Here is a 22584-nt window from a genome sequence, read left to right as displayed (position 1 = left end):
ATTTTACATGCCGTTTTACACATACTTTTCATATGCTTCGGTCAATCCTACCAACTCATTTTTCTACGCCCAATCCGGCTCCTGTTAAGGCTCGAATAAGATCATGTCGAGACAGGGAACCAATGACTCGTCCCTCTCTCGTGATTGGTACTATCTGTAATTCATCGTCCTGAAATAGTGTGACGACCGCAGAGATGGGCGTCATTTCCGTTACCGTTGAAGTCCGATCTTCTGTCATGATGTCTTCAACTTTTACTTGATTAATATCTTTCCCGGAATACAAGGCATGAAGGATTTCCGACTCTCCAAGGAATCCCACCAGATGCCCATCGTCGTCGACCACAGGAGCCATTACCGCATGGCTGGAAAGAATATCCATAACGGCAGTATTTCCCTCTGATTGAGCATGATAGATCAACATATGAGTCGGTACGATATCTCCTACTGTTGAATACCCTGTTGCCGACATACCCGCTATAGTCATCACGCCCTCCTTTCTCTCTTTTTTTAAGGTTTACTGACCTACTATTAACTTACTTCAAAGCAAAAGGTGGGCCCAAAACCCACTCCTTCAGCTACATGTAAATTATTTCTTATTTTTCATTGGATTGCGAAGATCTGCCGTGAGGGAATCCTCTCCAAGAAATATCCAAGAGGACTCAATTGAAGTAAAAACTACAGGGACTCGAGTAAATCCTACAGATATGAAGACTGAAACAACAATCATGGAAGGATTATTGCCACCATTGATTATTGCATTCGATGGGTCCTTCCCCTGGTTCTAACCCATGACAGGACAAGCAGGTTCAACTCGCCCCGATTTACTATCGTGAGTGCAATGTAGAATGCTCAGGTACCGATTCCCATCATTCCCTACTCACATTCATTTTACCCGAAGTCGGAATTGGGACGATGAAAGACGCTCCATTTTGTCACGCTGTTTCTCATCACCTTCTCATTCACAAATTCATCCTGTTTATCTAAATACCCTGGTTGGCTTGGGAAATCTATTCCTTCTCTGTGTTCTTTCCTTCTCAACGCTTCCTGGCACGCACCAATCTACCAACAACTAATTTTCTCTATTGGCGAAAACCTTTTCGTTCCAATTCCACAAATTATTTCTTTGATCTCATTCGTGTAACCCTTACACGCCTTTGGTAGTTTTTACATTTTCTATTTTGATCTGATTTCACGTTTCTTTGGAATTTTCATTTCATACCAAAAAAAATTGCCAAACAATCAATCACTTACCCTGGCATTTATTTAAGAATTTTCTCGGCATCAGGTTTGCTGTAAGACGAATACAAATAAACAGTTTCCCCCGATTTTTCAATTTTTGTCATTTACTAGAAAGGAGTTTCCAATGAGAATCGCCCAACTGGCTCCCTTGGCTGAAAGTGTTCCACCCAAACAATATGGAGGAACCGAACGGATCGTTTCATATTTAACCGAAGAACTTGTTCGTCAGGGGCATGAAGTCACGCTGTTTGCTTCCGGTGATTCTCAGACCAGCGCTCATCTCAAATCAATGTGTCGGGAAGGCCTTCGAAAAACTAATGGGGTTTCCAATCCCCAGGCTCCCTTCACGATGATGTTGGAAAAAACATTTTCCTCTGCGACCCAATTTGACCTCTTCCATTCTCATTTGGATTTCCTGGCCTTTCCCTTAGCGCGGCGGTGTGGGACTCCGGTCCTCACCACACTGCATGGCCGCCTAGACCTTCCCGAATTGAAACCTATATTTGCAGAATTTTTAGATTGCCCGCTTATTTCCATTTCGAATGCTCAACGGAATCCCCTACCATGGGCAAATTGGCAACAAACCATCCACCATGGGTTACCCGAAGACCTGTATAGCTTTCATCCTCAATCAGGGTCCTACCTTATCTTTGTTGGTCGGTTAACTCCCGAAAAACGACCCGATCACGCCATTGAAATTGCCAAGCGTGTGGGCATGCCTCTAAAAATAGCCGCGAAAGTCGATCCGGTTGACCAGGAATATTTTCGTGCCGTCATTAAACCGCTTTTATCGGATCCCTTGGTGGAATTCGTGGGTGAAGTCACGGATGCCGAAAAAAATGACTTAATCGGCAATGCCTATGCTCTGGTTGCACCGTTTGATTGGCCGGAACCGTTCGGCTTGGTCTTTATCGAAGCGTTGGCATGCGGCACCCCCGTTCTAGCCTATCGGCGAGGTTCCGTCCCCGAAATCATCGATGACGGGCATACCGGATTCATCTGCGACACCATGGAACACATGATCAAAGCCGTCCCCTGCATTTCCTCCCTTGACCGTCAACCTTGCCGACTGGCCTTTGAACAACGGTTTACCGTTAAACGAATGGTTCAAGATTACATAAGGGCCTATGAAAACCTGTTGAACATACCGGAGGAGAGTTACCAACCTTCATTTACCAGTCGTGAAACGGTTATGAATTTTTAGCCTCATAATTTTGACCGGATCTTAAAAACCATTTCATGTAAGACCAGGAAAACCATGGGTGCTTCCAATCATTCTCACCTCTCGCCCAATAGATGGGATCTATTTAGAAATAGAAATTTTCGTATGCTGTGGGCCTCACAGGCTGTCTCTCAAATTGGAGACGGATTAACCAAAGTGGCTCTCTTATGGTTTGTGTACCAACTGACGGGATCAGCCCTAAAAATGACGATCATCGGACTGTTGCAAACGATCCCCCCGCTGGTCCTGAGCCCCATCGTGGGTGTGTATTTAGATCGATTGCCTAAAAAACCCGTGATGGTGATTCTTGATGTCATCCGAGCTTTTTTAATTGTTCTCATTCCTGTCTTATATCTTTTTGATGCCCTAACCTTGGAAGTGCTGTTTATTTTGGTGTTTTTCACAGCAGTCTTCTCTACAGCGTTTGGGCCGGCCCTGGCTGCATCGCTTCCCCTTCTGGTCAAACCCTCTGAACTCATGTCCGCCAATTCCCTACTTCAATCAACGACAAATATGGGCATACTCATCGGGCCGGCCATATGCGGAATCTTGATCGCATGGCTGGGCACCCAGAATGTTCTCTATGTAGATGCAGCCACGTTTCTGTTATCCGCCTTGTGCCTATTGCCGATCAAAGGTCATTTATTGACGACCGCTCCCAGGATGGCCAATGTCGCGTCGAAAGTAAGTCAGGACTTGGCTGTCGGAATGCAATTTGTCTTTAGAGAAAAACCCATACTTCGCGCCCTCCTCATTACGACAGTCTTTTATACATTGGGAGCCAGCGCCTTTATCTATGTGCTTCCACTTTTCGTCAACGATCACATTGAAGCCGATCCTCGATGGTTGGGGTGGCTGTGGTCGGCTATGGGAGCAGGAATGCTGGCTACCTCCTTTGGCCTGAGTTGCGTGAAGAACCTGGGGCAAAATAATCGGATTTTTCTCATCGCCCTTTCAATGGTTGCGGGAGGAGGTGCGTTGCAATTTCTCGCTCATTCACACTCGGTCGTATGGGGTTTTATTCTCGTCACACTTATTGGGGCCAGTACGGCTGCATTCACGCCTATTGCCTGGTCTATCATTCAAGAAACAACCCCCAACCATTTAATGGGACGAGTGTTTACCTTAATCAATACTGCGAGCATGGCCATGGCCAGCGGAGGAATGGTGGCCTTTGGAGGGGTGGCTGATAACTTTGGTTCAGTGGCTGGCATTTCGATGATTGGTTTCGTATTTTTTGTTACAGGCATGGTCGTGATTTTATTGAATCGCTCCTCCTTTCAGGGAGAATGGCTTCTCCCATGGAAGAAAATGGAACTTTCTGCCCATGATGATCCGAAAAGAGTTTGGAGTCCCGTCAGAATTTCCTGTTCCATGCCACTCTCCATCCATAGATCAAGGAGGAAGAACCACCTGTGGATGGTGGATATCTCGCCGTATTCTTCTGATACAAAACCGAATATTTCCCCAAAACGCGGGTCTCGCGCACCACCATGGTCAAGAAAATACACATAATAAATTCACGGTGCTATTCCCTGAGAAGGAGAAGTTTAGAATGAAACATCACTCTCGTGATCTTTCAGTCATGAGTCTGGCCGTGACGCTAATTGCCTGGAGCCAGGTATTCGGCTCACCAATTCTCTTGGAATTGACTTCCTCTGTTCCTGACGGAACTCTTGTGCTCCAAGTCCAGGATCATCAAGCGAAACCCACCCCGAAACTGGAATCTTCCGAGAAAACCCGGCAGAAACCATCAGACCAAGACAACATTGTCCAATCCCAGAACTTGTCATTAAAACTGGCATTTATGGAGGATTCTCGCCTCTTTCCATACGAAATTGATTGCCGGATCCAGGAAAAAACGGTGGAATTGAGAGGTGAAGTTTCTGTGGAGGAAGAAAAGACCATAGTCACAGCCATCACCACCAATCTGATCAAGGGGAAAGAAATTATCAATCACATCGAAGTTCGCCCCTCTTTGCGCGCCGCCATACAGGCCAAAATGGACGCTCGCCTGACTGAATTGGTGAAACAACGGTTTGCTCATAGTCAAACGCTGCGGGAAGCCAATTTTGAGATCATGACGATTCGGGGAGTGGTTTCTCTGAGCGGGCGGACCCGATTTCAGGTGATTGTCTTGGAGGGGGCACAAGCGGCCCGTGAAATTCCTGGCGTCATCGCAGTCAATACTCAAAATGTTCGTCTCGAGGCAGGGAATGATTGAAGGAACCCAATTGGCACATCATGTCCAATCTTTCTCTATCTTCTTCCGGCATTCCTCAACCTCTAGCTCTCCCCTCTAATCCCCCCCTTTTATTTCAACGGAATTTTGGACTGCTTTGGTGGAGTCAGCTAATTTCCCAAATCGGGGATGGGGTGACCAAGCTGGCATTGTTATGGTTTGTCTATGCGGTGACCGGTTCCGCTCTCCAAACCACAGTCATTGGAATCTTGCAAACACTCCCTCCGATTTTACTCGGTCCCTTCATAGGGGTATTTATTGATCGTTTTCCCAAAAAAATTATTCTCATCACCACCGACCTCATACGAGCCCTGCTTATCGGCCTCATTCCCTGCCTGGTCTCTCATGAGGCGTTTACCGTTGAATATTTGTATGTCTTGGTGTTTTGCAATGCCGTTGCAACTTCCTTATTCGCGCCGGCCTTATTCGCCACCATTCCATTCATCGTGAAAAAATCGGCTTTAACGGCTGCCAATGCCTTACTGCAGAGCACCATGAGTTTGGGAGTGATTTTCGGCCCCCTGTTAAGCGGACTGGGGATCGCCCTATTAAATTCCCAGAACGTTCTCTGCCTCAATGTCCTGACGTATATCGGGTCGGCCATATGCCTTGTATTTATTTCCATTCCGGAAGTGCCACACGAAGCGCCTTTCCCGGAGGCAACCCTAAGAACTTCCATCAGCAGCTATGTCAAAGACCTACAAGAAGGCGTTCAATTTACTTTCTTCCGTCAGCCTGTCATCCGTCTGCTTATTTTGACAGCAGGATTGTATAGCTTCGTCATCAGTGCCTTTCATACGTTATTGCCGGTCCTCGGCAGGAATATGTTGAAACTGGGTCCGGTGGAGGTTGGGTATATCACTTCCGGCGTGGGTGTGGGCCTATTTTTGGCCTCTGTATTCCTGGCGAAAGTTGCCCTGGGAGCACCTTGGCAACGCATTCGCCTTCTGGTGACCACTAGCCTATTCACGGCATTCGCTCTTTGGGGATTCACCGGGATATCGGAGTTATCCCTCAGTCTCCTGGTCGTCCTCCTTATTGGAATGGGAAGTGGGGTCTTAACACCTATTGAATGGGGAATAATCCAGGAAATTTCTCCTCCACAACTTATCGGACGAGTGTTGGCCCTGTATGGAACATTGGCCATGCTCGCTGCTATTGGGGGAATGACCACATTTGGCTGGGTGACGGAACAGTTCGGAGAATTTTGGACCCTACTGGGGATGGGAATGGTTCTATTGCTGACGTCCTATATCGCGTTTACAATCTCCCGACGAGTCCGAAATTCTACAGCGGAGATGAATGGTCTTGAAAAATAAATTCCCTATACAGCTTTTTAGACGTTTTCCAACCTAAGGGCTTTTTGACTGAAACAGCCCATGGACCACCATCAACCAGGAATTGGTTTAGAAGGGTAATTCCCAAAAAACGGGGAAATAGAATTTCAATGATGTTATCGAGGAGGAACAGAAATTTTTGGATCCCTTTGCAACCCAAAATTCGAGATATCGCTTCCCTGTAATTGGCGATTGTCCGGGGAAAGATCACTTTGCCGAAAATTTTTCAAAATTCGTTGAAAATTTCTTGAACTTTTGTCGAAAGTTCAGAGAGAGAACAGGGTTTTTCCACAATGGCATAAACCCCTACATGTTTAGCTTTGTTTCGGATGGGCACACTTAAGTCCCCTGACACCAAAATTATGGGAACATATCTGTGAGTGTGCTGTAGCCAATCAATTAATTCTAACCCATTCATCTTGGGCATGCGATAATCCGTAATCACCAAATCGACATCCTTTTTATTGAGTTGATTTTTGGCAACCTCCCCATTTTCTGCTTCAACACATGTCAGTCCTAATCGGACCAAGCGGTCACGCAAAAGGAATCGAAAGTCTTTATCATCATCAACAATCATGACGATTTTTCCTACTGATGGGTTCTGAGATTTTGTTTCCCTTTTCCTCACTAAATAATCACGATTGAATATGTTCAACAGTAACTCGTTGGTCATCGCGTACTCCTTTATCTCGTTTATTTATTTTTTCTGAAAAAACTATTCCATGCAGCTAGAGAAATATTGATTTTTACCAGAAAATATTCTTAAAAAATGTTATCTTTTCTCGAAAGATGCCATTACCTTGGGCTTCGGCAACGCGAACTTAATGCACGTCCTCCAATCAGGCATAGTTATCAAAAAGGATTTCCGGACCGATATAGGCTTAGTTAGAGTTTGCTTCGGACTCTCCTTTCAATTCCTGAATCTTAATCCCATATCCAGCCTCTCCTAATTGTGCAACAATCTTACTTCCCTCTCGAATGTTGCCTTCCAGAACACTTTCGGGATCAAGATGCACTATTTCTGTGTGGTCACCGTGTTTCACATAGAGAAAATTTCCATTCCTTTTCTCGAGCATCCCTTGAATGCTCCGATGCACCATGGCATGTTTGGGATTCGACTTATTCTGCTCAATTTTTTGAACTATTTGAAGCGAACCATCCTTGCCAATACTGGCCTTCACATGATCACCTAAAAATATGTCCCCTATTTTTCGGGTGTTTTCTCCAAAATGAAGATCCCAGGCCTTTCCAAAAGGCGTTTCCACTCTGTACCGCTGATCCTTCATTTGAGAAAAATCTTCTCCTGTAAATTCACCCTGCACCCTCGTGACTTCTCCTTCAATAATGGTCAAACCTTTTTCTGGATCTCCTTGAATGACACCCTTCCTATCCTCCGAAATTAATCCCATACTCATGGAGGTATTCAAGCCCACAATTCCGACCACGACCATTAGAACAAACCCTTTCCTCACCGAAAAATGGTGTTTGGTTTTTCTCAAGTATTTTCTAGACATATCACCCTCCTGCTATTTGGTTCTTCCCGAAATTTGAATACCTTAAAAAAGTAGAGCACGTTCAGACCTCCCTTTTTCTGACCTTCCCCAATTCCAGGAATTTCACATCTTACTCCGGTATCACTTTCACTTCTTTGGCATGCCCCCCCGGTTCTATCAAGGCGGCTATCGTGACACCCGGGAGAACTTTCCCTATAGTTTCCGTATAGTTGTCAACTTGGATTTTCCATTCAGTCCCTTCAGAATCTTGTACGACGCACCAATCTCCTTGTACGTCTTTCACTTCTCCGCTCAACATGGTCATAGACAGAATTTCCCTTTCTGTATTCTCTGCCACCCCCATATTTTCCGCAGCCTGGGCGAACGATACACCACAAACGAAAATGAAAAACCCCACGATGAAATAAGAAAATGTTTTCATAGTATCCTCCCTACAGTATTGGGTAATAATAGAGTGCTCCTTTCTTCCCTGGTGAAGATTTCATTTGAACGCTATTATTTTTCTAAGCGCAAACTTCAGGCCAGAACAATTTGAGCCATTTTTTCCGGTTAATTCATTGCCAAATCAGGATATTTCAACTGTTCGAAATATCAGCCACACGAAAGACAAACATGTAATAATTCCTCGGATCGGGAAAAAATTACAAAAAATGGTGAAATTTTTACAAACCCATAAAAGATGGAAAAGATAATGATATTGGGCAAGGTCCCGCTTAGAGGGATCGAGGATATTGGGAAAGGATTAGAACAGAGGAAACTGGAGAAAAGGCAAAAAAGAAGCAAATTCCAGAACCGTTAGGATTTCAACCGGTTGGAATCAGCCTAGTGCCTCCATGAGAGATTTAAGATGGGATGGCCGAATGGGCTTTTCCAAGCATCCGACCAAATTGAGATGTTGAGCTCGAGATTGAATGCCCTTTTCTCCGCTGACGACGATGATATCGATACTTGGATTATACGATCGAAAAATTCTAATGAGATCCCATCCGTTGATTTCTACATTCAACACGGGGGGAAGGTTGATATCGATGACGGCCACTTCAAAAAATTTTTCCTTTATTTTCTTAATGGCTTGCAACCCGTCCTTGGAGGTGTCGGCATTATATCCATACATTCCAAGCATGGCCTTGAGGCCCTCACGACTATTCATATCATCTTCGACGATTAAAACGTTTTTTTTAGCCATTCGCCACCAATTGATGGGGCATTTTTCTTAGCCCCATAAAAAAATGATCTTCTCTTCTTTCCCAAGGGTTCATTGCCAATCTTGTACGTCTTCCTCGTCAATTTTCAACACTATTTCGCCTAAGGTTTTGTGGAATTATTGACAATTTCTTTGGTCAAGGTATGGGCTTTTTCCGATAAATTCAATGCCATTGACAAATCATTTTGTGAAAAAGCCTCTTCGGCTTTTTCCAGAAAACTATTAATAGAAACGTAGGTATCGTGCTGTTCCTTGGACAGGTGGCTTTCATTAATGGTACGCAACAAATTTTGCGTCTCATCTATTTGAGTCTTGTAGGTCACAATTTCCTGACGATTATCTTTATGAGGAATCTCGGGGACAAGGATTGCCGGTTTTTGCTCTTGAGAAGGCGGGACTTGTTGTTGAGGCATATCGGATGGGATTTCATTTTTCACGGGGATAGGCTTAGACGGCGTGGGATCGTTCACAGAAACCGGCTTCAGAGGAGATGCATTGGAGGAAAGATGAATGAATGACTGGGAAAAGGCCTCTATCCTTTGTGTGATCTGATTAGGATACCAACGGTCTAATCCTGATATAACACCATCAAATGAGCATCCACTACAGATCACAGTCATTCCCAACATTAGAAATTGACGACCACCCATGAAGGCCCTCTGCTGAAAACATGACAACGTACATGTCATTTCAGATGTTTCTTGGTAATCGGATGTTAAAGGTGGTGCCTTTTCCCATTTCCGTTTGAACATCAATCACTCCTTCATGCAATTGAATAAAGCGATAGACCAACGAGAGACCCAGACCGCTTCCATGATGTTTGGTAGTGTAATATAATTGGAAAATTTTTTCTTGCATTTCAGGAGGAATACCAGGACCTTGGTCGCTGATAGAAATCCGTATTTCATTATCTTGATGGGTCGAGGTGGCAACCCTAATATCCCCGCCTTGTTCTTCCATGGCTTGACAGGCATTCAAGATAATGTTGAGAAAAACCTGACTTAAGAGATCAGGATCTGCGGAAATGGCTGGCAGGTCAGACTCAAAGTCCAGGACAAAGCGGATGCCCTTATTTCCCCATTCCCTTTCTACTAGGCTCAACTCCCTCTGGAGCAACTGATTGACATTCACGGAGGAAAGTTCCAGCTCTTGCGGACGCATGAATTTCAAAAAACCAAGTACGACACGATCCAAACGATGGACTTCCCCTTCCAGGACCTCCAAACTTTTCTGGAAGTCTCCATTGAGGCCTTTGGCTTCCTCCTTTAATATTTCAAGATGAATAACCATTGCGTTCAGAGGATTTTTGACCTCATGGGCGAGCCCTGAAGTCAGTTGCCCCAAAGTCGTGAGCTGGGCAGCATATCGAACCAACGATTGGAGAGTCTTCATGGATTCTATATCTCTGCATAAAATCATCGCACCATGAAACCGTGGGGAGGATCTTAAATAGATCACCGAAATATAAAACGACTTCAATTCTCCTTTTCTGGGCAAAGAGCAGGGGACGGCCTTCAGGTCTTTCTTTTCCGCTAACGCTTGGTTAACCAATCGAATCAGTGGGGTAAAGGATTCTCCCAAAGACTCCAATCGATGACCTGGAAGATGAGGCCCAGGGATATCCACCATGAATTCCATGGCTTGGTTGAGAAATAACGTTTTTCCTTGATCATCAATGACAATCACCCCATCTTCCAAATGTTCGATCACTCCTTGAAGGTGTGTCTCCTCACTCAGGGTTTTGAGACGATCCGATTTCAGTTGTTGCCCCAACAACTGAAGCTGCGAAGCCAATTCTCGAAATTCATCGGTCCGGCTTAAATCCGTTAACACATCAAAACGTCCTTGACGAAGTTGCTCCATTTGCTCGGCCAGGGCATGGATAGGGCGCAAGGTCAACGTCGCCAGGCCCATAGTTAACAACCAGGCAATTGGCAAGGCCACCAAAGCAAACACAACACTGGTTTTCAAAGAAGAGGTCATTCTTTCACGAAGCAGACTGGTATGGATTCCGACAATGACTTTGCCGATGGGGACATTCTCCCAGGTTATGGGAAGCGTACTGTCAAAAATGGATCCTTCCTGATAAAGCACAGTGAAACGGTCAATGGGTCCCAAGGAAAGAAGATCTTCAAGTTTGGGCCTGATCGGATGCGTACGTTCAGTTTTAGCCCCTTCGGAATGTAAAAGGGTTTTCCCTTGAGGATCAACAATGAGGGCATAGAGGAGATGGGGCGAGTACCCCACGCTGGCTTCAAGAAATTTTTTGAGTTCCTGATTGGTGGCCAGCAAGACAACAGGATGCATATCGGGTGACTGAGCATTCAGCACCACCCGCTTACTGTACTCAAAAATTTGTCGTTTAATGAGAGAAACCTGCTCCGAGGTTTCCTGGACGATGACACTGCTTAACTGAGAAAGATTGAGGAATGTACTACCAACCACCACCACCAGGGTAAGGACTGTAACGCCAAACGCTTCCTTTCCCTTAACGTTCAATCGCATCGTGTAATCCGTACCGGTGAAGCTTATTGTGAAGAGTTTTCAAACTGACACCGAGAATCTCCGCTGCCCGTGTCTTATTGTTATGATGATGTTTTAAGGTCTGAATGATAAGTTGGCGTTCAGCATCTTCGATTGTCGATCCCATCGGCAGTCGCACTGCGCCCTCCCTCTCCTCTGGACTTTCACTGTCCGCTATTTTGGCAAATTCGGGAAGATGCGCAGTCGTAATCACATCAGCCGTACACGTCATCACGGCCCGTTCAACGGCATTACGCAATTCACGGACATTTCCGGGCCAGGTATGATTCATTAAGCGCTCTAAGGCTTCATCATTCATTGACTGGACGGTTCTCGAATAATTGACATTAAATTCTTCAATTAAGGCCTTTACCAATAAAGGAATATCGTCTTTTCTGTCCCGGAGAGGCGGGAGATGGATGACACACACATTCAAGCGATAATAAAGATCTTCGCGCAATGATCCATCCTGCATGGCCTTCAAAGGATCCTTATTCGTCGCCGCTACGACACGAACATCCACCTGGATGGGAACTGTTCCGCCAATCCTTTTGACTGAAGAATCTTGAAGAATTCTCAGAAATTTGGCTTGAATGGAAGGACTCATTTCGGCCACTTCATCCAGAAAAAGTGTCCCGCCATGTGCCAGTTCGAAACACCCCGGTTTTCTATCCAAGGCGCCCGTAAACGCGCCTTTTTCATGTCCGAAAATTTCGCTCTCCAGGAGGGTTTCAGGGATGGCCGTACAATTTACCGGAATAAAGGGCCCTTTACTTCGGTCGGATAGTTCGTGGAGACTTTGTGCGACTAATTCTTTTCCTGTGCCACTCTCCCCGAGAATGAGGACTCTAGCCGGCGTCGGGGCTGCCAGTTCAATGAGACTGTAAATTTCCTGCATGGGCTTACTCTTACCCACCAATTTACCCAGTCCCCACAACCCTTTCAGTCGTTTACGCAACAAAACCATTTCTCGATGGGTCTCTCCTCTTTCCAATGCTTTTTCCACCATAATGCGCAGCCTGGCCACATCCAGGGGTTTAGTCAAATAATCGTACGCGCCCTGCTTGATAGCCGAAACAGCCGTCTCAATGGTCCCGTGACCAGTCAGGACGATGACCGGACTGAATATTAATTCTTTCTGAAGAAACTGAATGAGCTCGAGTCCATTAAATCCAGGCATAACCAAATCGGTAATGACCACATCAGGATGCAAGTGAGGGATTTTAGTCAGAGCTTCCTTCCCATCCCCAGCTTGTTCCACTTCATAGCCCCATTTCGCCAAAAGGATTGCCAACCCTTCACGAGAAGCCTCTTCATCATCAACCACAAAGATTTTTTTTGGCATGTTTCGTCTCGCACTGCGGCATTCATGATCCGAGGTCATTCAGATCATAGGTTTACGCTTTTTTATGAGGTCATCGTGTAACTTCTCAAAATTATATACTTTGGCTGAAGAATCTTCATCACAAAAGAACAGCTATGAGTATTACCAGCCATTCGTTGTTCTCAAAAACACTTTAAAGTCGTTCGCTGCCCGGGACGGGAAAGAGTGTAGGGTTTATTCGAGGAATTTCCTTTTTGTCTCATATTCCATGAATGGGCCATTTGAGACACCCCCAGGAATTGAAGCTCAAAAATAGGCATTTTGGGGACTTTAATGATAGGTACATGTTGATTACCCAAGCTTGAAAAATGTCTGTTTGAGTTTCCCACCTCTGCTTTGGAGGCAAGAAAGAGAAGGGCAAACCTATCTGATCAATCGTTGGGAAACGACCGGGGATCCATATCTTCAGAGTATTCCCTCAGAGCACATCAATTGAAGGCACTGCTCGACGAGATCCGATTGTGGAGGACAGTGATGTAAAACTCATCTGGGAACAAACAGGAATAAAAGGAAGTCAGGATATGGGCGGGCAAGCATGAGTGGGATGACCAGAGGCGAGGGCTGGCTTAATGCGCCAAAAAAAAGATCCGGTGACAAGTGCTTATTGTGCGCAAAGAGAAAGACACCACTATGGCATTCAATGCTTTCTTTGTCTTATCGAAATGGAAACATGTGCTTGCACCATAATACTTGACTTTGTTTAGGGAGAGATTATTTATTCCCCAACATTGTGACAATTTCATTGAGTGGCCCAAACGTTTCAAGTTTTTTGTCGTCAATTATATATGACGGGACGTTCACAAACCTGGAGGTAAAATTCCTGACTTGGGCCGGAGGAGAAATCTCAAGAATTGTTTTTAAATTTCGTGAATTTTCCGCAGAAAAGGATATACGTTCCAGAGGCTCTCATGTCTATAGAAATACGGATATGTCATTTTCCTTCAATGTGAAAAACTGAGGGCTGTTGGTATGCGAATAGCGCAGGTCGCTCCCTTATATGAAAGTGTGCCCCCGAAACTCTATGGAGGAACGGAACGGGTCGTCTCGTATCTAACTGACGAACTGGTGCGGCAAGGCCATCAAGTGACGTTGTTTGCGAGTGGAGATTCGGTGACCACGGCGCATTTGGTTGCACCCTGTCAGAGGGCTCTCCGGCTTGATCGCCATTGCATTGATCCCCTGGCCCACCATGTTACGATGCTGGAACTGGTTCATCGAGACTCCCAACAATTCGATATCATTCATTTCCATACGGATTACCTGCATTTTCTCCTTTTCCAACAGATCAAACATAAAACATTGACCACCTTGCATGGCCGATTGGATATCCCTGATCTCGTGCCGTTATATAAACAATTCAGCGATATGCCGCTGACTTCTATTTCCTTTTCTCAGCGAGAACCCCTGCCATGGGTTAATTGGGTTGGGAATGTTTATCATGGCTTGCCTGCGGAGCACTACACCTTCCGGGAAGAGCCTGGTGAGTATTTGGCTTTCATTGGAAGGATATCGCCGGAAAAGAGGGTGGATCGCGCCATTGCCGTGGCAAAACGCGTAGGTATCCCTATTCGTATCGCCGCGAAAGTGGACAAAGTGGATCATGCCTATTTTGAGGAAACGATCAAACCTCTTCTGAATCATCCCCTGGTGGAATTTTTGGGGGAAATTGGGGAAAGAGAAAAAGATGCGTTTTTAGGAAAAGCCAAAGCTCTCCTGTTTCCCATTGATTGGCCGGAACCCTTCGGGTTGGTCATGATTGAGGCATTAGCGTGCGGGACTCCTGTCATTGCCTACCATCGCGGATCGGTTCCCGAAGTGTTAACACAGGGTGTAGCGGGATTTATCGTTCAAGATATTCACGAGGCGGTGAAAGCTGTTGAAAACCTTGAGACTCTCAAAAGAACCGCATGTCGGCAAATATTCGAAGAACGGTTTACTGCAGAAGTTATGGCGAAAAAATATCTTGCTCTCTACTCCTCACTCATTCGCTTGGGGCCTCAATTGGAGGCAGCGTAATCACAACAACAACGCAGAGCCTGAAGGAATTATTCATGGCTCCCTTCTTCATTTTAGTGCAGGGGGAGTAAAGTGAGGCAGGCAGGTCCATAGCCTCACCACCTGATAACGAAAAAAGTTTTTCCGGCAGAAAGCAACCGTCGAGGTTATGACAGCAGCCTTCTTTCTTGAAGCATTTTTGACCACATCATAAACTCTCCAGGCACGATCTTGGCATGCAGATAGGTAATCAAGTATGTTTGGAATCATCTCATTTATTCACGAGGGATGCCCCTATGTTCGTGAATCACCCATTTCGAAAACTTAATGGAAATTCCTGAAATGCTTCATTCATAGGTATTTCTCTGAATATCCACCTTTTGATACTAAGGCTATAAAATTGATCAATTTCCCTTCCCAGGGTCAAAGGAGATCCAATGGAGAAGAAAATTATCCGGATAGGAGATGAGCATTATATTCTGGCGACATCCGCCCTTGCCGATGCCCGAACGCATGTCTTAAAGCATGGAGAAACATTTGGCATTTTTAATCGGTACGGTGATATTCAACGCATTGGGTTGGGCGAGCAGGGACTGTATCATGAAGGAACTCGGTTTCTTTCCAAATTGGAATTTAATCTAGAAGAATCCCATCCTTTTCTTCTCAGCTCCACCATCAAGGAAGACAATGCCTTACTTGCTGTGGACCTGACTAATCCTGATCGGTATCAAAATGATCTGACGTTCCTCCCTAGGGGCACCCTCCATATTTCTCGAACAAAGCTTCTTTGGCAAGCTCGGTGTTATGAACAATTTCAGTTCACCAATTACTCATTAAATCCGTTAATCCTGAGTTTTTCGATCCAATTTGAGGCGGACTTTGCGGATATCTTTGAAGTACGGGGTGAACAACGTCCCCAGCGAGGGGTGATGACCACGACGCTCCTGAAAAGCAAAGCTGTCGTTTTTGAGTATCAGGGGTTGGATCATATCAAAAGGATCACGTATCTTACCGTCGATCCTTCGCCAACAACAGCCTCCACCAAATCGATGGTTTTTGAGGTATCCCTGGCTCCGCATGAAGAAAAATCTTTTCATATCAATGTCGCCTGTTCGGTGGAGGGTCAGGTGCCGGAGCCAATGAATTTTTCCACGGCTCGAGTCCATGCCGCCCATGCTTTGCAAACGGCCAAGGCACAGTACTGTAAGATTTACAGCGGGAATGAACAATTCAATGACTGGCTGAATCGGTCTCTCGATGACATCTGCATGATGACCACTGATCTTCCCCAGGGTGCCTATCCCTATGCGGGTGTGCCATGGTTTAGCACCGCTTTTGGGAGAGATGGCATTATTACGGCGCTGGAATGTTTATGGATTAATCCGGATCTCGCGCGAGGGGTATTGACCTTTTTGGCTTCCACCCAAGCCACGGATATTATTCCGGATCAAGATGCACAACCAGGTAAAATTTTGCATGAAACCCGAAAGGGCGAAATGGCGGCCCTCAAGGAAATTCCCTTCGAGCAGTATTATGGAAGCGTCGATTCGACCCCGCTTTTTGTGCTCTTGGCCGGAGCATATTTCGATCGAACGGGAGACAAAGATTTTATCGTCTCACTCTGGCCTCACCTGGAACGGGCGTTGGCATGGATTGATGAATATGGAGATCCAGACAAGGACGGATTCGTGGAGTATGTTCGGCAAACCCCCAACGGCCTCGCTCAGCAGGGCTGGAAGGATTCCAATGATGCGGTGTTCCATGCAGACGGCACCATCGCCGAGGGACCAATTGCCCTCTGTGAGGTTCAAGGATATGTGTATGCCGCAAAACGGGCGGCGTCTCATTTAGCGAGACTTCTTAATTACCATGATCGAGCAGAATCACTGTTACGTGAAGCTCAAACACTCCGCCACCAATTCAATTTGCAATTTTGGTCAGACGAATTAGGCACGTACATCCTTGCCCTTGATAGAATCAAACAACCCTGTGCAATTCGTTCTACCAACGCCGGGCATACGCTCTTTACTGAAATTGCCACACAGGATCGAGCCGAACGCATCGCGAAAGGATTATTAGAGGAGGATTTTTTTTCTGGTTGGGGAATCCGGACAATCCCCACCACTGAAATTCGATACAACCCCATGGCCTATCATAATGGATCGATCTGGCCACACGACAACGCTCTCATTGCCTTAGGAATGAGTCGGTATGGTTTGACACAAGGTGTCGAACGGCTCTTAGGAGGACTTTTTGATTTGAGTATTCAGGTGGACCTTCATCGACTCCCTGAGTTGATTTGCGGGTTTCCTCGAAAACCTGGAGAGGGTCCAATTCTCTACCCGGTCGCCTGCGCTCCTCAAGCATGGGCGGCAGGAGCCGTGTTTTTATTGTTACAGGCCTGTCTCGGCATTTCCTTTCACGGGACCGATCGAGAAATCCGATTCACGCATCCCTCTCTTCCCGAGTTTTTACCGGCCATCCAGATTAAAAATCTTCGGATAGGAAAGGTTTCGGCAGATCTGGAATTTACACGAACAGAATCAGATGTCATGATCAATGTGACTCGAAAAGATGATCAACTGAGCATTGTGGCAGTCAGATGACGCGATTTCGGTTTAGCACTCCGTATCGGCAATTAAGTTTATGCCGGAGCCCCTCCAGGGGACGCATCGCCACACTTTTCCTCACCCGAGACCTCTAGTTTGTACACTGATAACCAATGCAATGAGAACCTTTGAAGTGCCCACTTTACAATCTGATACTTTTTAAGGACGGGGAGATGTAATACAACACAAACTTAATCTTTTCCACAGTTGATTTTTAATGATTCGATATCGTCAGACAGATCTAAATCCGCTAAATCACTGTTTCGTTGATTGGCGACAAACGCTACTTCGGTTCCGGAAAAATCCGGATCCTCATAGGCGTAAACCATGGCATTGGGTCCTACAATCAAACTCTCGATTTCATTATTCCAATTCTGACCAGCCACATCCTCTAATGTGGAAGATTGGAAAGGTCCCGCTACACGGACATGGGGATCGTCAACATCAAAATCAGTATCCTCATATAACTCTACCCAACAATTCTTATCGACAACTTGCATTTCCATATCACTCGCACCTGCGACCATGTTTTCTTGGCCGTAGGCCACTCCTGTGATGAACGTCAGAGCCAATGCCCCGTTAAGCATGTATGAAAATTTCATGTAACACCTCCGTATAAGTTATAAGGTCCATTTAAAATGAGTTATTATGGCTCATATTATCCTTCGCCAAAACTCTTCCACATTGGATTTTAATGATTCGATAAGATCAGAGATGTCTAATGGACCCAAATCACAATATTCCCGCGACTCAAGCACCTCCATAGGCATGCCATCGCCTGAGTCCCATCAAACAAGGTAGGATAGAATGAGAGGGTTCTGATTAATGCTGGCACATATACGATTACACCATGTGCTTTCCATGCTGGCGATTTATCTGTCTGTCTTCATGGTTTTCGGTGTGTGCCAGGCCGTCATGCCGAAGCCTATCGTATTTGTGGCTCCCATTGAGGGGGTCATCGATCTAGGCCTTGCACCATTTGTGCAACGGGTATTAGACGAAGCCACCGCCGCTGGAGCCAAAGCCGTCATATTAGAGATTAATACCTTTGGTGGTCGGGTCGATGCCGCCGTGCTGATTCGTGATGCGCTCCTGAACTCCAAAGTTCTCACCATCGCGTTCATTAACAAACGAGCCATTTCCGCCGGCGCTCTCATTAGCCTGGCCTCCGAAAAAATTGCGATGGCAGACGGCGGCACCATCGGTGCCGCCACACCCGTGCAGATCGGTCTCCCAGGTTCGCCGGCCCAACCCGTTGAAGAAAAAACCGTCTCGTATATGCGCAAAGAGTTCCGGGCAACCGCTGAGCAACGGAATCGTCCACCGCTCGTCGCCGAAGCAATGGTCGATGCGGATGTGGAAGTTCCAGACCTGATTGAAAAAAGTAAATTGCTGACCCTCACCACCAAAGAGGCGTTACAGGCCGACATCGCAGACTTCCAAGCCAATTCGCTGGAGGCTGTGCTAGAATCTGTGAACCTCGCTGATGCTGACATTCGCTACGCGTCAGAAACCTGGGCTGAGTCCCTGGTGCGGTTCCTCACCCATCCCGTGGTCAGCTCCCTATTGATGACCGTTGGGATATTGGGAATTATGCTGGAAATGCGGATGCCAGGTTTTGGGGTTCCTGGCGCCCTCGGGCTCATCAGCCTTGCCCTCTTTTTTTGGGGACATGGGCTTGTCCAACTCGCAGGATTAGAAGAATTTCTCCTAGTTGGACTTGGCCTATTATTGGTCGGACTGGAAATTTTTGTCATCCCCGGCTTTGGCATTGCTGGAATCTTAGGAATCATGGCGCTTATGGGAGGATTGGGACTGAGTCTTATCGGAACCGGGGCCACCTGGGATTCCATGCTTTCCGCCCTTGGTCAAGTGGCCTTTTCAATTCTGGTGGCCATCCTCGCCACCCTCATTCTGCTCCGCTATTTCCCCCGCCTTCCATATGGAAGGCGACTGATCCTGGAAACCAACCTGCAGGCTCAAGAGGGATATGAATCGAGTCCGGAGGCAGATCATCGTTGGTTGGGCAAGCAGGGAATCGCCGTATCCGACCTGCACCCTTCCGGCATTGCTCGCTTTGATAGAGAACGGGTGGATGTGGTATCCGACGGAACTTTTATTGATGCCGGTCAACCTCTTGAAGTCGTGCGCATCGATGGCAATCGGGTGGTGGTTCGACTCGCACCACCCCAATCAGAAAAGGACTCCAAATAATGGAAATTGAAACTCAGGCATTCGGTTCCCTCGGGCTCCTTGTCTTGGTTCTGGTACTTCTGTTTGGGTTTCTGTATGTCATTCCCATTCCCCTTTGGATCGCGGCATGGGCTTCAAACGCCTACGTTGGACTCTTTACACTGGTCGGCATGCGGTTGCGCCGGGTTCCCCCGGTCACCGTGATCAATGCCAGAATCAGCGGGGTCAAGGCAGGACTCGATATTCCCGTGGACGATCTGGAAGCTCACTTTCTGGCCGGAGGCAATGTGGTCAAAGTCGTCAATGCCATGATCTCAGCCGACAAGGCCAATATCCCCATGACCTTTAAACGCGCCGCCGCCATTGACCTGGCCGGCCGTGATGTCCTTGAGGCCGTCAAAATGTCAGTCCTTCCAAAAGTCATCGAAACTCCCCGAATAACTGCCGTGGCCAAGGACGGCATCCAGCTCATCGCGGTCTCACGAGTCACCGTTCGAGCCAATATTGACCGGTTGGTCGGCGGAGCCGGTGAAGAAACGGTTATTGCGCGGGTGGGAGAAGGGATGGTGAGCACCATTGGCTCCTCCGCCACACATAAGGATGTCCTGGAGAACCCGGACCATATTTCCAAAAATATATTGGGAAGGGGCCTGGATGCCGGGACGGCGTTCGAAATTTTGTCCATCGATATTGCCGATGTCGATGTGGGAGAAAATATCGGGGCAAAGCTGCAAATCGATCAGGCCAATGCGGACAAGCAGATTGCTCAAGCCAAAGCGGAAGAACGGCGGGCCATGGCGGTCGCCTTGGAACAGGAAATGCGCGCCCGTGTCGTGGAGGCGGAAGCAGAGGTTCCCAAGGCCATGTCCGAAGCCTTTCGTCAGGGAAATTTAGGGATCATGGATTATTACCGGATGAAAAATGTACAAGCCGATACGGCCATGCGAGGAGCCATTGCCGGCACGGAGGAGGAACCGCCGGGACCTTCCAAATAAGGAGATGATGATGAGTTTGGAAGCATTTATTTCTTTTACCATTTTTCTCATTCTGTCGTTGATCGCTCTTGCCATTCGATGGCTGAACGAACGAATACGGAGAGACATCGCTCTCAGAGATCTGAAGGATCTCTTTCTTTCAGAGGATGACTCCGCAAACCAAGGTCCCCCCGAGACACCCGACATCACGAACCTTTCTCCATCGTCACCAAAACGGCCCATACAGAAATTCAGACCCACGACCACTCCGAAACGCCGGACCGCCAGCCGGCTTCGTATACGCAATAAAGCGGACCTTCGTCAGGGAATTATCATCATGACTGTTCTAGGGCCCTGTAGGGCCCTGGAACACCCCGATAACTAGATCTTGAAAGGGATAAGAAACCTTATCAACCTGAACAGCTGCCCTGTAGGTGTCATTTCAGCATGACATGATTACCCCCCATGAAGACCATCGGGAGAATCTACATTGGGACTTCAGGCTGGCATTATCCACATTGGGTGGGCCCCTTTTATCCGTCAGGCATGGCCAGTAAAGAGTTTCTCCGGTTTTATGCCCGCCACTTCAGCACTGTTGAAATCAACAACACGTTTTATCATCTTCCTGCCCCTCACACAGTGACAGAGTGGAAAACCGAAACACCCAAGAAATTCTTATTCACGTGTAAAGGCAGCCGGTATATCACACATATGAAAAAGCTTAAAGATCCAGGGCAGACCCTCCAACCTTTTCTTAAAACGATTAACCAACTGAGCAACAAACGGGGCCCGATCCTGTTTCAGTTGCCGCCGCGTTGGAGGATAAACACACTCAGGCTGGAAGAATTTTTGAAGGCCCTACCGAAAACATTCCGGTATGCATTTGAGTTTCGTGATAAAAGCTGGTTTGCACAACCCGTCTACGACCTGCTCACAAAATATCATGCGGCCTTTTGCCTGTATCATCTGGCCGGGCGCTGGGCACCGGAAATCGTCACCACAGATTTCGTGTATATCCGGCTTCATGGCCCCGGCGAAGCCTATCAAGGAAAGTATCATTCCCAAACGCTTCGCCTTTGGGCCAACAAATGTCACACGTGGGCACAATCAGGAAAGAACGTCTACTGCTATTTCGACAATGACCAAGACGGATATGCCCCGATCAACGCACTTGCCCTGCAAACAAGGGTGCAAGGATTAAAAAAGAAGCGACGTTAAGTAAACAGACTCGTGCATGAAAACACTCCTTGCGAAAATCCGTCACGTGGCCACCTCATTGAAAAAATGCCATGCTTCATCGGTTCCCCCAATAACTCTTGTGAACAGAAGGGTTCCAGGAGCATTCCCGAATTGAGCTATACGAAATCCCACGCGCCCCGAACGACCGATCTGAAACCCATGCGCGTTGGTGTGGGGACACGGATTACGCTATTTATTTTTTTATCGGAGTGGCTCATATGGAAAAAGAGCTTCCCGTGCCATTCAGATTTTTATAAGTTTTCCGGTCCAATGCTTTATGACTACACAGTCATGCAAGCACTCTCACTGATGAACCGGACCGGAAACAGCCGGCTCATCGTCATGGACAAAAATTGTCTCATCGGCATTATGGCCTTGAAGACATCTTGAAATATCTTGGTTGAGGCTTGATCTGGAAGGAACCCCTACCCTGAAACTCCCCCCTCAGCAAACCGGAGACGTCTGTCAGATGATTTCATTCCTGACCTTCTGCGCATTCCTCTCCCAAGCAACATGAGAGTTTTCCTTAACTATTGTCATAAACACGACCCCATGTTGATCCCAATTACCCTGCGGATTTCCGGCTGGGATTTCAGAGTCAGGTCAGATTTCTATGTGGCCTGCCTCTGAGGCTGTCGAGTCCAACACCCCGCAAAGCTCACAAGGGGGCTGTTGAAAAAAGCCCCGAGGCCTCTAATATGCAACGTGCCTGTGGGTCAATTTGCCCTTAGATATTATTATTCAACACTCCCACAAGGGGTGGGACTTTCTCATTCAAATTGTGGTAAAAATTTCCCTCGTTTATCATAAGATCGGTTGATAGGTGGTTGAGCACATCGGGCTAAGGCAATGGAGGGCCTTTGAGGAAGATGAAAGCCTCAAAGGCCGTTTTTTTTTCAACTTCATCAA

19 protein-coding genes are annotated in these 22584 nt (G+C 46.7%); 10 read left to right on the top strand and 9 right to left on the bottom strand.

The window, feature by feature from the left end:
• Positions 1–55 precede the first annotated feature (55 nt).
• The gene (locus PQG83_RS00190) at positions 56–484 is read right to left on the bottom strand and encodes a CBS domain-containing protein (protein ID WP_312745331.1); all 429 of its coding nucleotides are present in this window, start codon (positions 482–484) and stop codon (positions 56–58) included.
• A gap of 879 nt (positions 485–1363) precedes the next feature.
• Here PQG83_RS00190 and PQG83_RS00185 point away from each other — a divergent pair.
• The 4 genes from PQG83_RS00185 to PQG83_RS00170 are packed head-to-tail and all read left to right on the top strand — an operon-like array spanning position 1364 to position 6022.
• Positions 1364–2443 (top strand): glycosyltransferase family 4 protein, encoded by a 1080-nt coding sequence (locus PQG83_RS00185; RefSeq protein WP_312745328.1) that lies wholly within the window; start codon positions 1364–1366, stop codon positions 2441–2443.
• Positions 2444–2497: 54 nt separating this feature from the next.
• The gene (locus PQG83_RS00180) at positions 2498–3976 is read left to right on the top strand and encodes an MFS transporter (protein WP_312745325.1); all 1479 of its coding nucleotides are present in this window, start codon (positions 2498–2500) and stop codon (positions 3974–3976) included.
• 40 nt (positions 3977–4016) lie between these two features.
• Entirely contained in the window at positions 4017–4685 is a 669-nt protein-coding gene (locus PQG83_RS00175) for a BON domain-containing protein (protein WP_312745322.1), read from the top strand.
• A gap of 20 nt (positions 4686–4705) precedes the next feature.
• On the top strand, positions 4706–6022 hold the full coding sequence (locus tag PQG83_RS00170) for an MFS transporter (protein WP_312745319.1): 1317 nt from the start codon (positions 4706–4708) through the stop codon (positions 6020–6022).
• 244 nt (positions 6023–6266) lie between these two features.
• Here the strand turns inward: PQG83_RS00170 and PQG83_RS00165 are convergent, their stop codons facing one another.
• From PQG83_RS00165 to PQG83_RS00135, 7 genes are all read right to left on the bottom strand, one after another.
• Positions 6267–6713, bottom strand: a complete 447-nt coding sequence (locus PQG83_RS00165; protein WP_312745316.1) for a response regulator — start codon at positions 6711–6713, stop codon at positions 6267–6269.
• Between the two features lie 208 nt (positions 6714–6921).
• The gene (locus PQG83_RS00160) at positions 6922–7554 is read right to left on the bottom strand and encodes a hypothetical protein (protein ID WP_312745313.1); all 633 of its coding nucleotides are present in this window, start codon (positions 7552–7554) and stop codon (positions 6922–6924) included.
• A gap of 109 nt (positions 7555–7663) precedes the next feature.
• A complete protein-coding gene (locus tag PQG83_RS00155; RefSeq protein WP_312745310.1) occupies positions 7664–7975 on the bottom strand; it encodes a hypothetical protein in 312 nt (103 codons plus the stop codon).
• A 396-nt stretch (positions 7976–8371) separates the two neighbouring features.
• Positions 8372–8740 carry a response regulator gene (locus PQG83_RS00150; RefSeq protein ID WP_312745308.1) on the bottom strand — a complete coding sequence of 123 codons (369 nt, stop codon included), beginning with the start codon at positions 8738–8740 and terminating at the stop codon, positions 8372–8374.
• A gap of 119 nt (positions 8741–8859) precedes the next feature.
• Entirely contained in the window at positions 8860–9195 is a 336-nt protein-coding gene (locus tag PQG83_RS00145) for a hypothetical protein (RefSeq protein ID WP_312745306.1), read from the bottom strand.
• A gap of 253 nt (positions 9196–9448) precedes the next feature.
• Entirely contained in the window at positions 9449–11263 is a 1815-nt protein-coding gene (locus tag PQG83_RS00140; RefSeq protein ID WP_312745304.1) for an ATP-binding protein, read from the bottom strand.
• Entirely contained in the window at positions 11247–12626 is a 1380-nt protein-coding gene (locus PQG83_RS00135) for a sigma-54-dependent transcriptional regulator (RefSeq protein WP_312745302.1), read from the bottom strand. Before PQG83_RS00135 ends, PQG83_RS00140 begins: the two co-directional genes overlap by 17 nt.
• 1008 nt (positions 12627–13634) lie before the next feature.
• Here PQG83_RS00135 and PQG83_RS00130 point away from each other — a divergent pair.
• The gene (locus tag PQG83_RS00130; RefSeq protein ID WP_312745300.1) at positions 13635–14681 is read left to right on the top strand and encodes a glycosyltransferase family 4 protein; all 1047 of its coding nucleotides are present in this window, start codon (positions 13635–13637) and stop codon (positions 14679–14681) included.
• 416 nt (positions 14682–15097) lie between these two features.
• Complete coding sequence (locus tag PQG83_RS00125; RefSeq protein WP_312745298.1) at positions 15098–17266, top strand: amylo-alpha-1,6-glucosidase; 2169 nt, start codon at positions 15098–15100, stop codon at positions 17264–17266.
• Positions 17267–17460: 194 nt separating this feature from the next.
• Here PQG83_RS00125 and PQG83_RS00120 read toward each other — a convergent pair whose 3' ends face one another.
• Positions 17461–17871 (bottom strand): hypothetical protein, encoded by a 411-nt coding sequence (locus PQG83_RS00120; RefSeq protein WP_312745297.1) that lies wholly within the window; start codon positions 17869–17871, stop codon positions 17461–17463.
• Positions 17872–18094: 223 nt separating this feature from the next.
• Here PQG83_RS00120 and PQG83_RS00115 point away from each other — a divergent pair, with 223 nt between their 5' ends.
• The 4 genes from PQG83_RS00115 to PQG83_RS00100 all read left to right on the top strand — a co-directional run bounded on the left by PQG83_RS00115 (position 18095) and on the right by PQG83_RS00100 (position 21654).
• A complete protein-coding gene (locus tag PQG83_RS00115; protein ID WP_312745294.1) occupies positions 18095–19483 on the top strand; it encodes an NfeD family protein in 1389 nt (462 codons plus the stop codon).
• Complete coding sequence (gene floA, locus PQG83_RS00110) at positions 19483–20457, top strand: flotillin-like protein FloA (protein ID WP_312745292.1); 975 nt, start codon at positions 19483–19485, stop codon at positions 20455–20457. Before PQG83_RS00115 ends, floA begins: the two co-directional genes overlap by 1 nt.
• A gap of 4 nt (positions 20458–20461) precedes the next feature.
• A complete protein-coding gene (locus tag PQG83_RS00105) occupies positions 20462–20821 on the top strand; it encodes a hypothetical protein (protein ID WP_312745290.1) in 360 nt (119 codons plus the stop codon).
• An 80-nt stretch (positions 20822–20901) separates the two neighbouring features.
• Positions 20902–21654 carry a DUF72 domain-containing protein gene (locus PQG83_RS00100; RefSeq protein ID WP_312745288.1) on the top strand — a complete coding sequence of 251 codons (753 nt, stop codon included), beginning with the start codon at positions 20902–20904 and terminating at the stop codon, positions 21652–21654.
• Positions 21655–22584 lie beyond the last annotated feature (930 nt).

This window comes from Candidatus Nitrospira neomarina, from assembly GCF_032051675.1.
In the GTDB taxonomy this organism is placed as follows: Bacteria; Nitrospirota; Nitrospiria; order Nitrospirales; family UBA8639; genus Nitrospira_E; species Nitrospira_E neomarina.
The sequence above is the reverse complement of the archived record's forward strand: the minus strand, read 5'-3'. Positions and strand labels throughout refer to the sequence as shown.

What these genes read in the sequence shown, in the direction of transcription:
- PQG83_RS00185 (WP_312745328.1), top strand. Translation starts at nt 1,364, where the DNA reads ATGAGAATCGCCCAACTGGCTCCCTTGGCTGAAAGTGTTCCACCCAAA.
- PQG83_RS00175 (WP_312745322.1), top strand. Translation starts at nt 4,017, where the DNA reads ATGAAACATCACTCTCGTGATCTTTCAGTCATGAGTCTGGCCGTGACG.
- PQG83_RS00120 (WP_312745297.1), bottom strand. Translation starts at nt 17,871, where the DNA reads ATGAAATTTTCATACATGCTTAACGGGGCATTGGCTCTGACGTTCATC.
- PQG83_RS00115 (WP_312745294.1), top strand. Translation starts at nt 18,095, where the DNA reads ATGCTGGCACATATACGATTACACCATGTGCTTTCCATGCTGGCGATT.
- PQG83_RS00100 (WP_312745288.1), top strand. Translation starts at nt 20,902, where the DNA reads ATGAAGACCATCGGGAGAATCTACATTGGGACTTCAGGCTGGCATTAT.
- PQG83_RS00125 (WP_312745298.1), top strand. Translation starts at nt 15,098, where the DNA reads ATGGAGAAGAAAATTATCCGGATAGGAGATGAGCATTATATTCTGGCG.
- PQG83_RS00165 (WP_312745316.1), bottom strand. Translation starts at nt 6,713, where the DNA reads ATGACCAACGAGTTACTGTTGAACATATTCAATCGTGATTATTTAGTG.
- PQG83_RS00105 (WP_312745290.1), top strand. Translation starts at nt 20,462, where the DNA reads ATGATGATGAGTTTGGAAGCATTTATTTCTTTTACCATTTTTCTCATT.
- PQG83_RS00140 (WP_312745304.1), bottom strand. Translation starts at nt 11,263, where the DNA reads ATGCGATTGAACGTTAAGGGAAAGGAAGCGTTTGGCGTTACAGTCCTT.
- PQG83_RS00155 (WP_312745310.1), bottom strand. Translation starts at nt 7,975, where the DNA reads ATGAAAACATTTTCTTATTTCATCGTGGGGTTTTTCATTTTCGTTTGT.
- PQG83_RS00150 (WP_312745308.1), bottom strand. Translation starts at nt 8,740, where the DNA reads ATGGCTAAAAAAAACGTTTTAATCGTCGAAGATGATATGAATAGTCGT.
- PQG83_RS00180 (WP_312745325.1), top strand. Translation starts at nt 2,498, where the DNA reads ATGGGTGCTTCCAATCATTCTCACCTCTCGCCCAATAGATGGGATCTA.
- PQG83_RS00135 (WP_312745302.1), bottom strand. Translation starts at nt 12,626, where the DNA reads ATGCCAAAAAAAATCTTTGTGGTTGATGATGAAGAGGCTTCTCGTGAA.
- floA (WP_312745292.1), top strand. Translation starts at nt 19,483, where the DNA reads ATGGAAATTGAAACTCAGGCATTCGGTTCCCTCGGGCTCCTTGTCTTG.
- PQG83_RS00130 (WP_312745300.1), top strand. Translation starts at nt 13,635, where the DNA reads ATGCGAATAGCGCAGGTCGCTCCCTTATATGAAAGTGTGCCCCCGAAA.
- PQG83_RS00170 (WP_312745319.1), top strand. Translation starts at nt 4,706, where the DNA reads ATGTCCAATCTTTCTCTATCTTCTTCCGGCATTCCTCAACCTCTAGCT.
- PQG83_RS00160 (WP_312745313.1), bottom strand. Translation starts at nt 7,554, where the DNA reads ATGTCTAGAAAATACTTGAGAAAAACCAAACACCATTTTTCGGTGAGG.
- PQG83_RS00190 (WP_312745331.1), bottom strand. Translation starts at nt 484, where the DNA reads ATGACTATAGCGGGTATGTCGGCAACAGGGTATTCAACAGTAGGAGAT.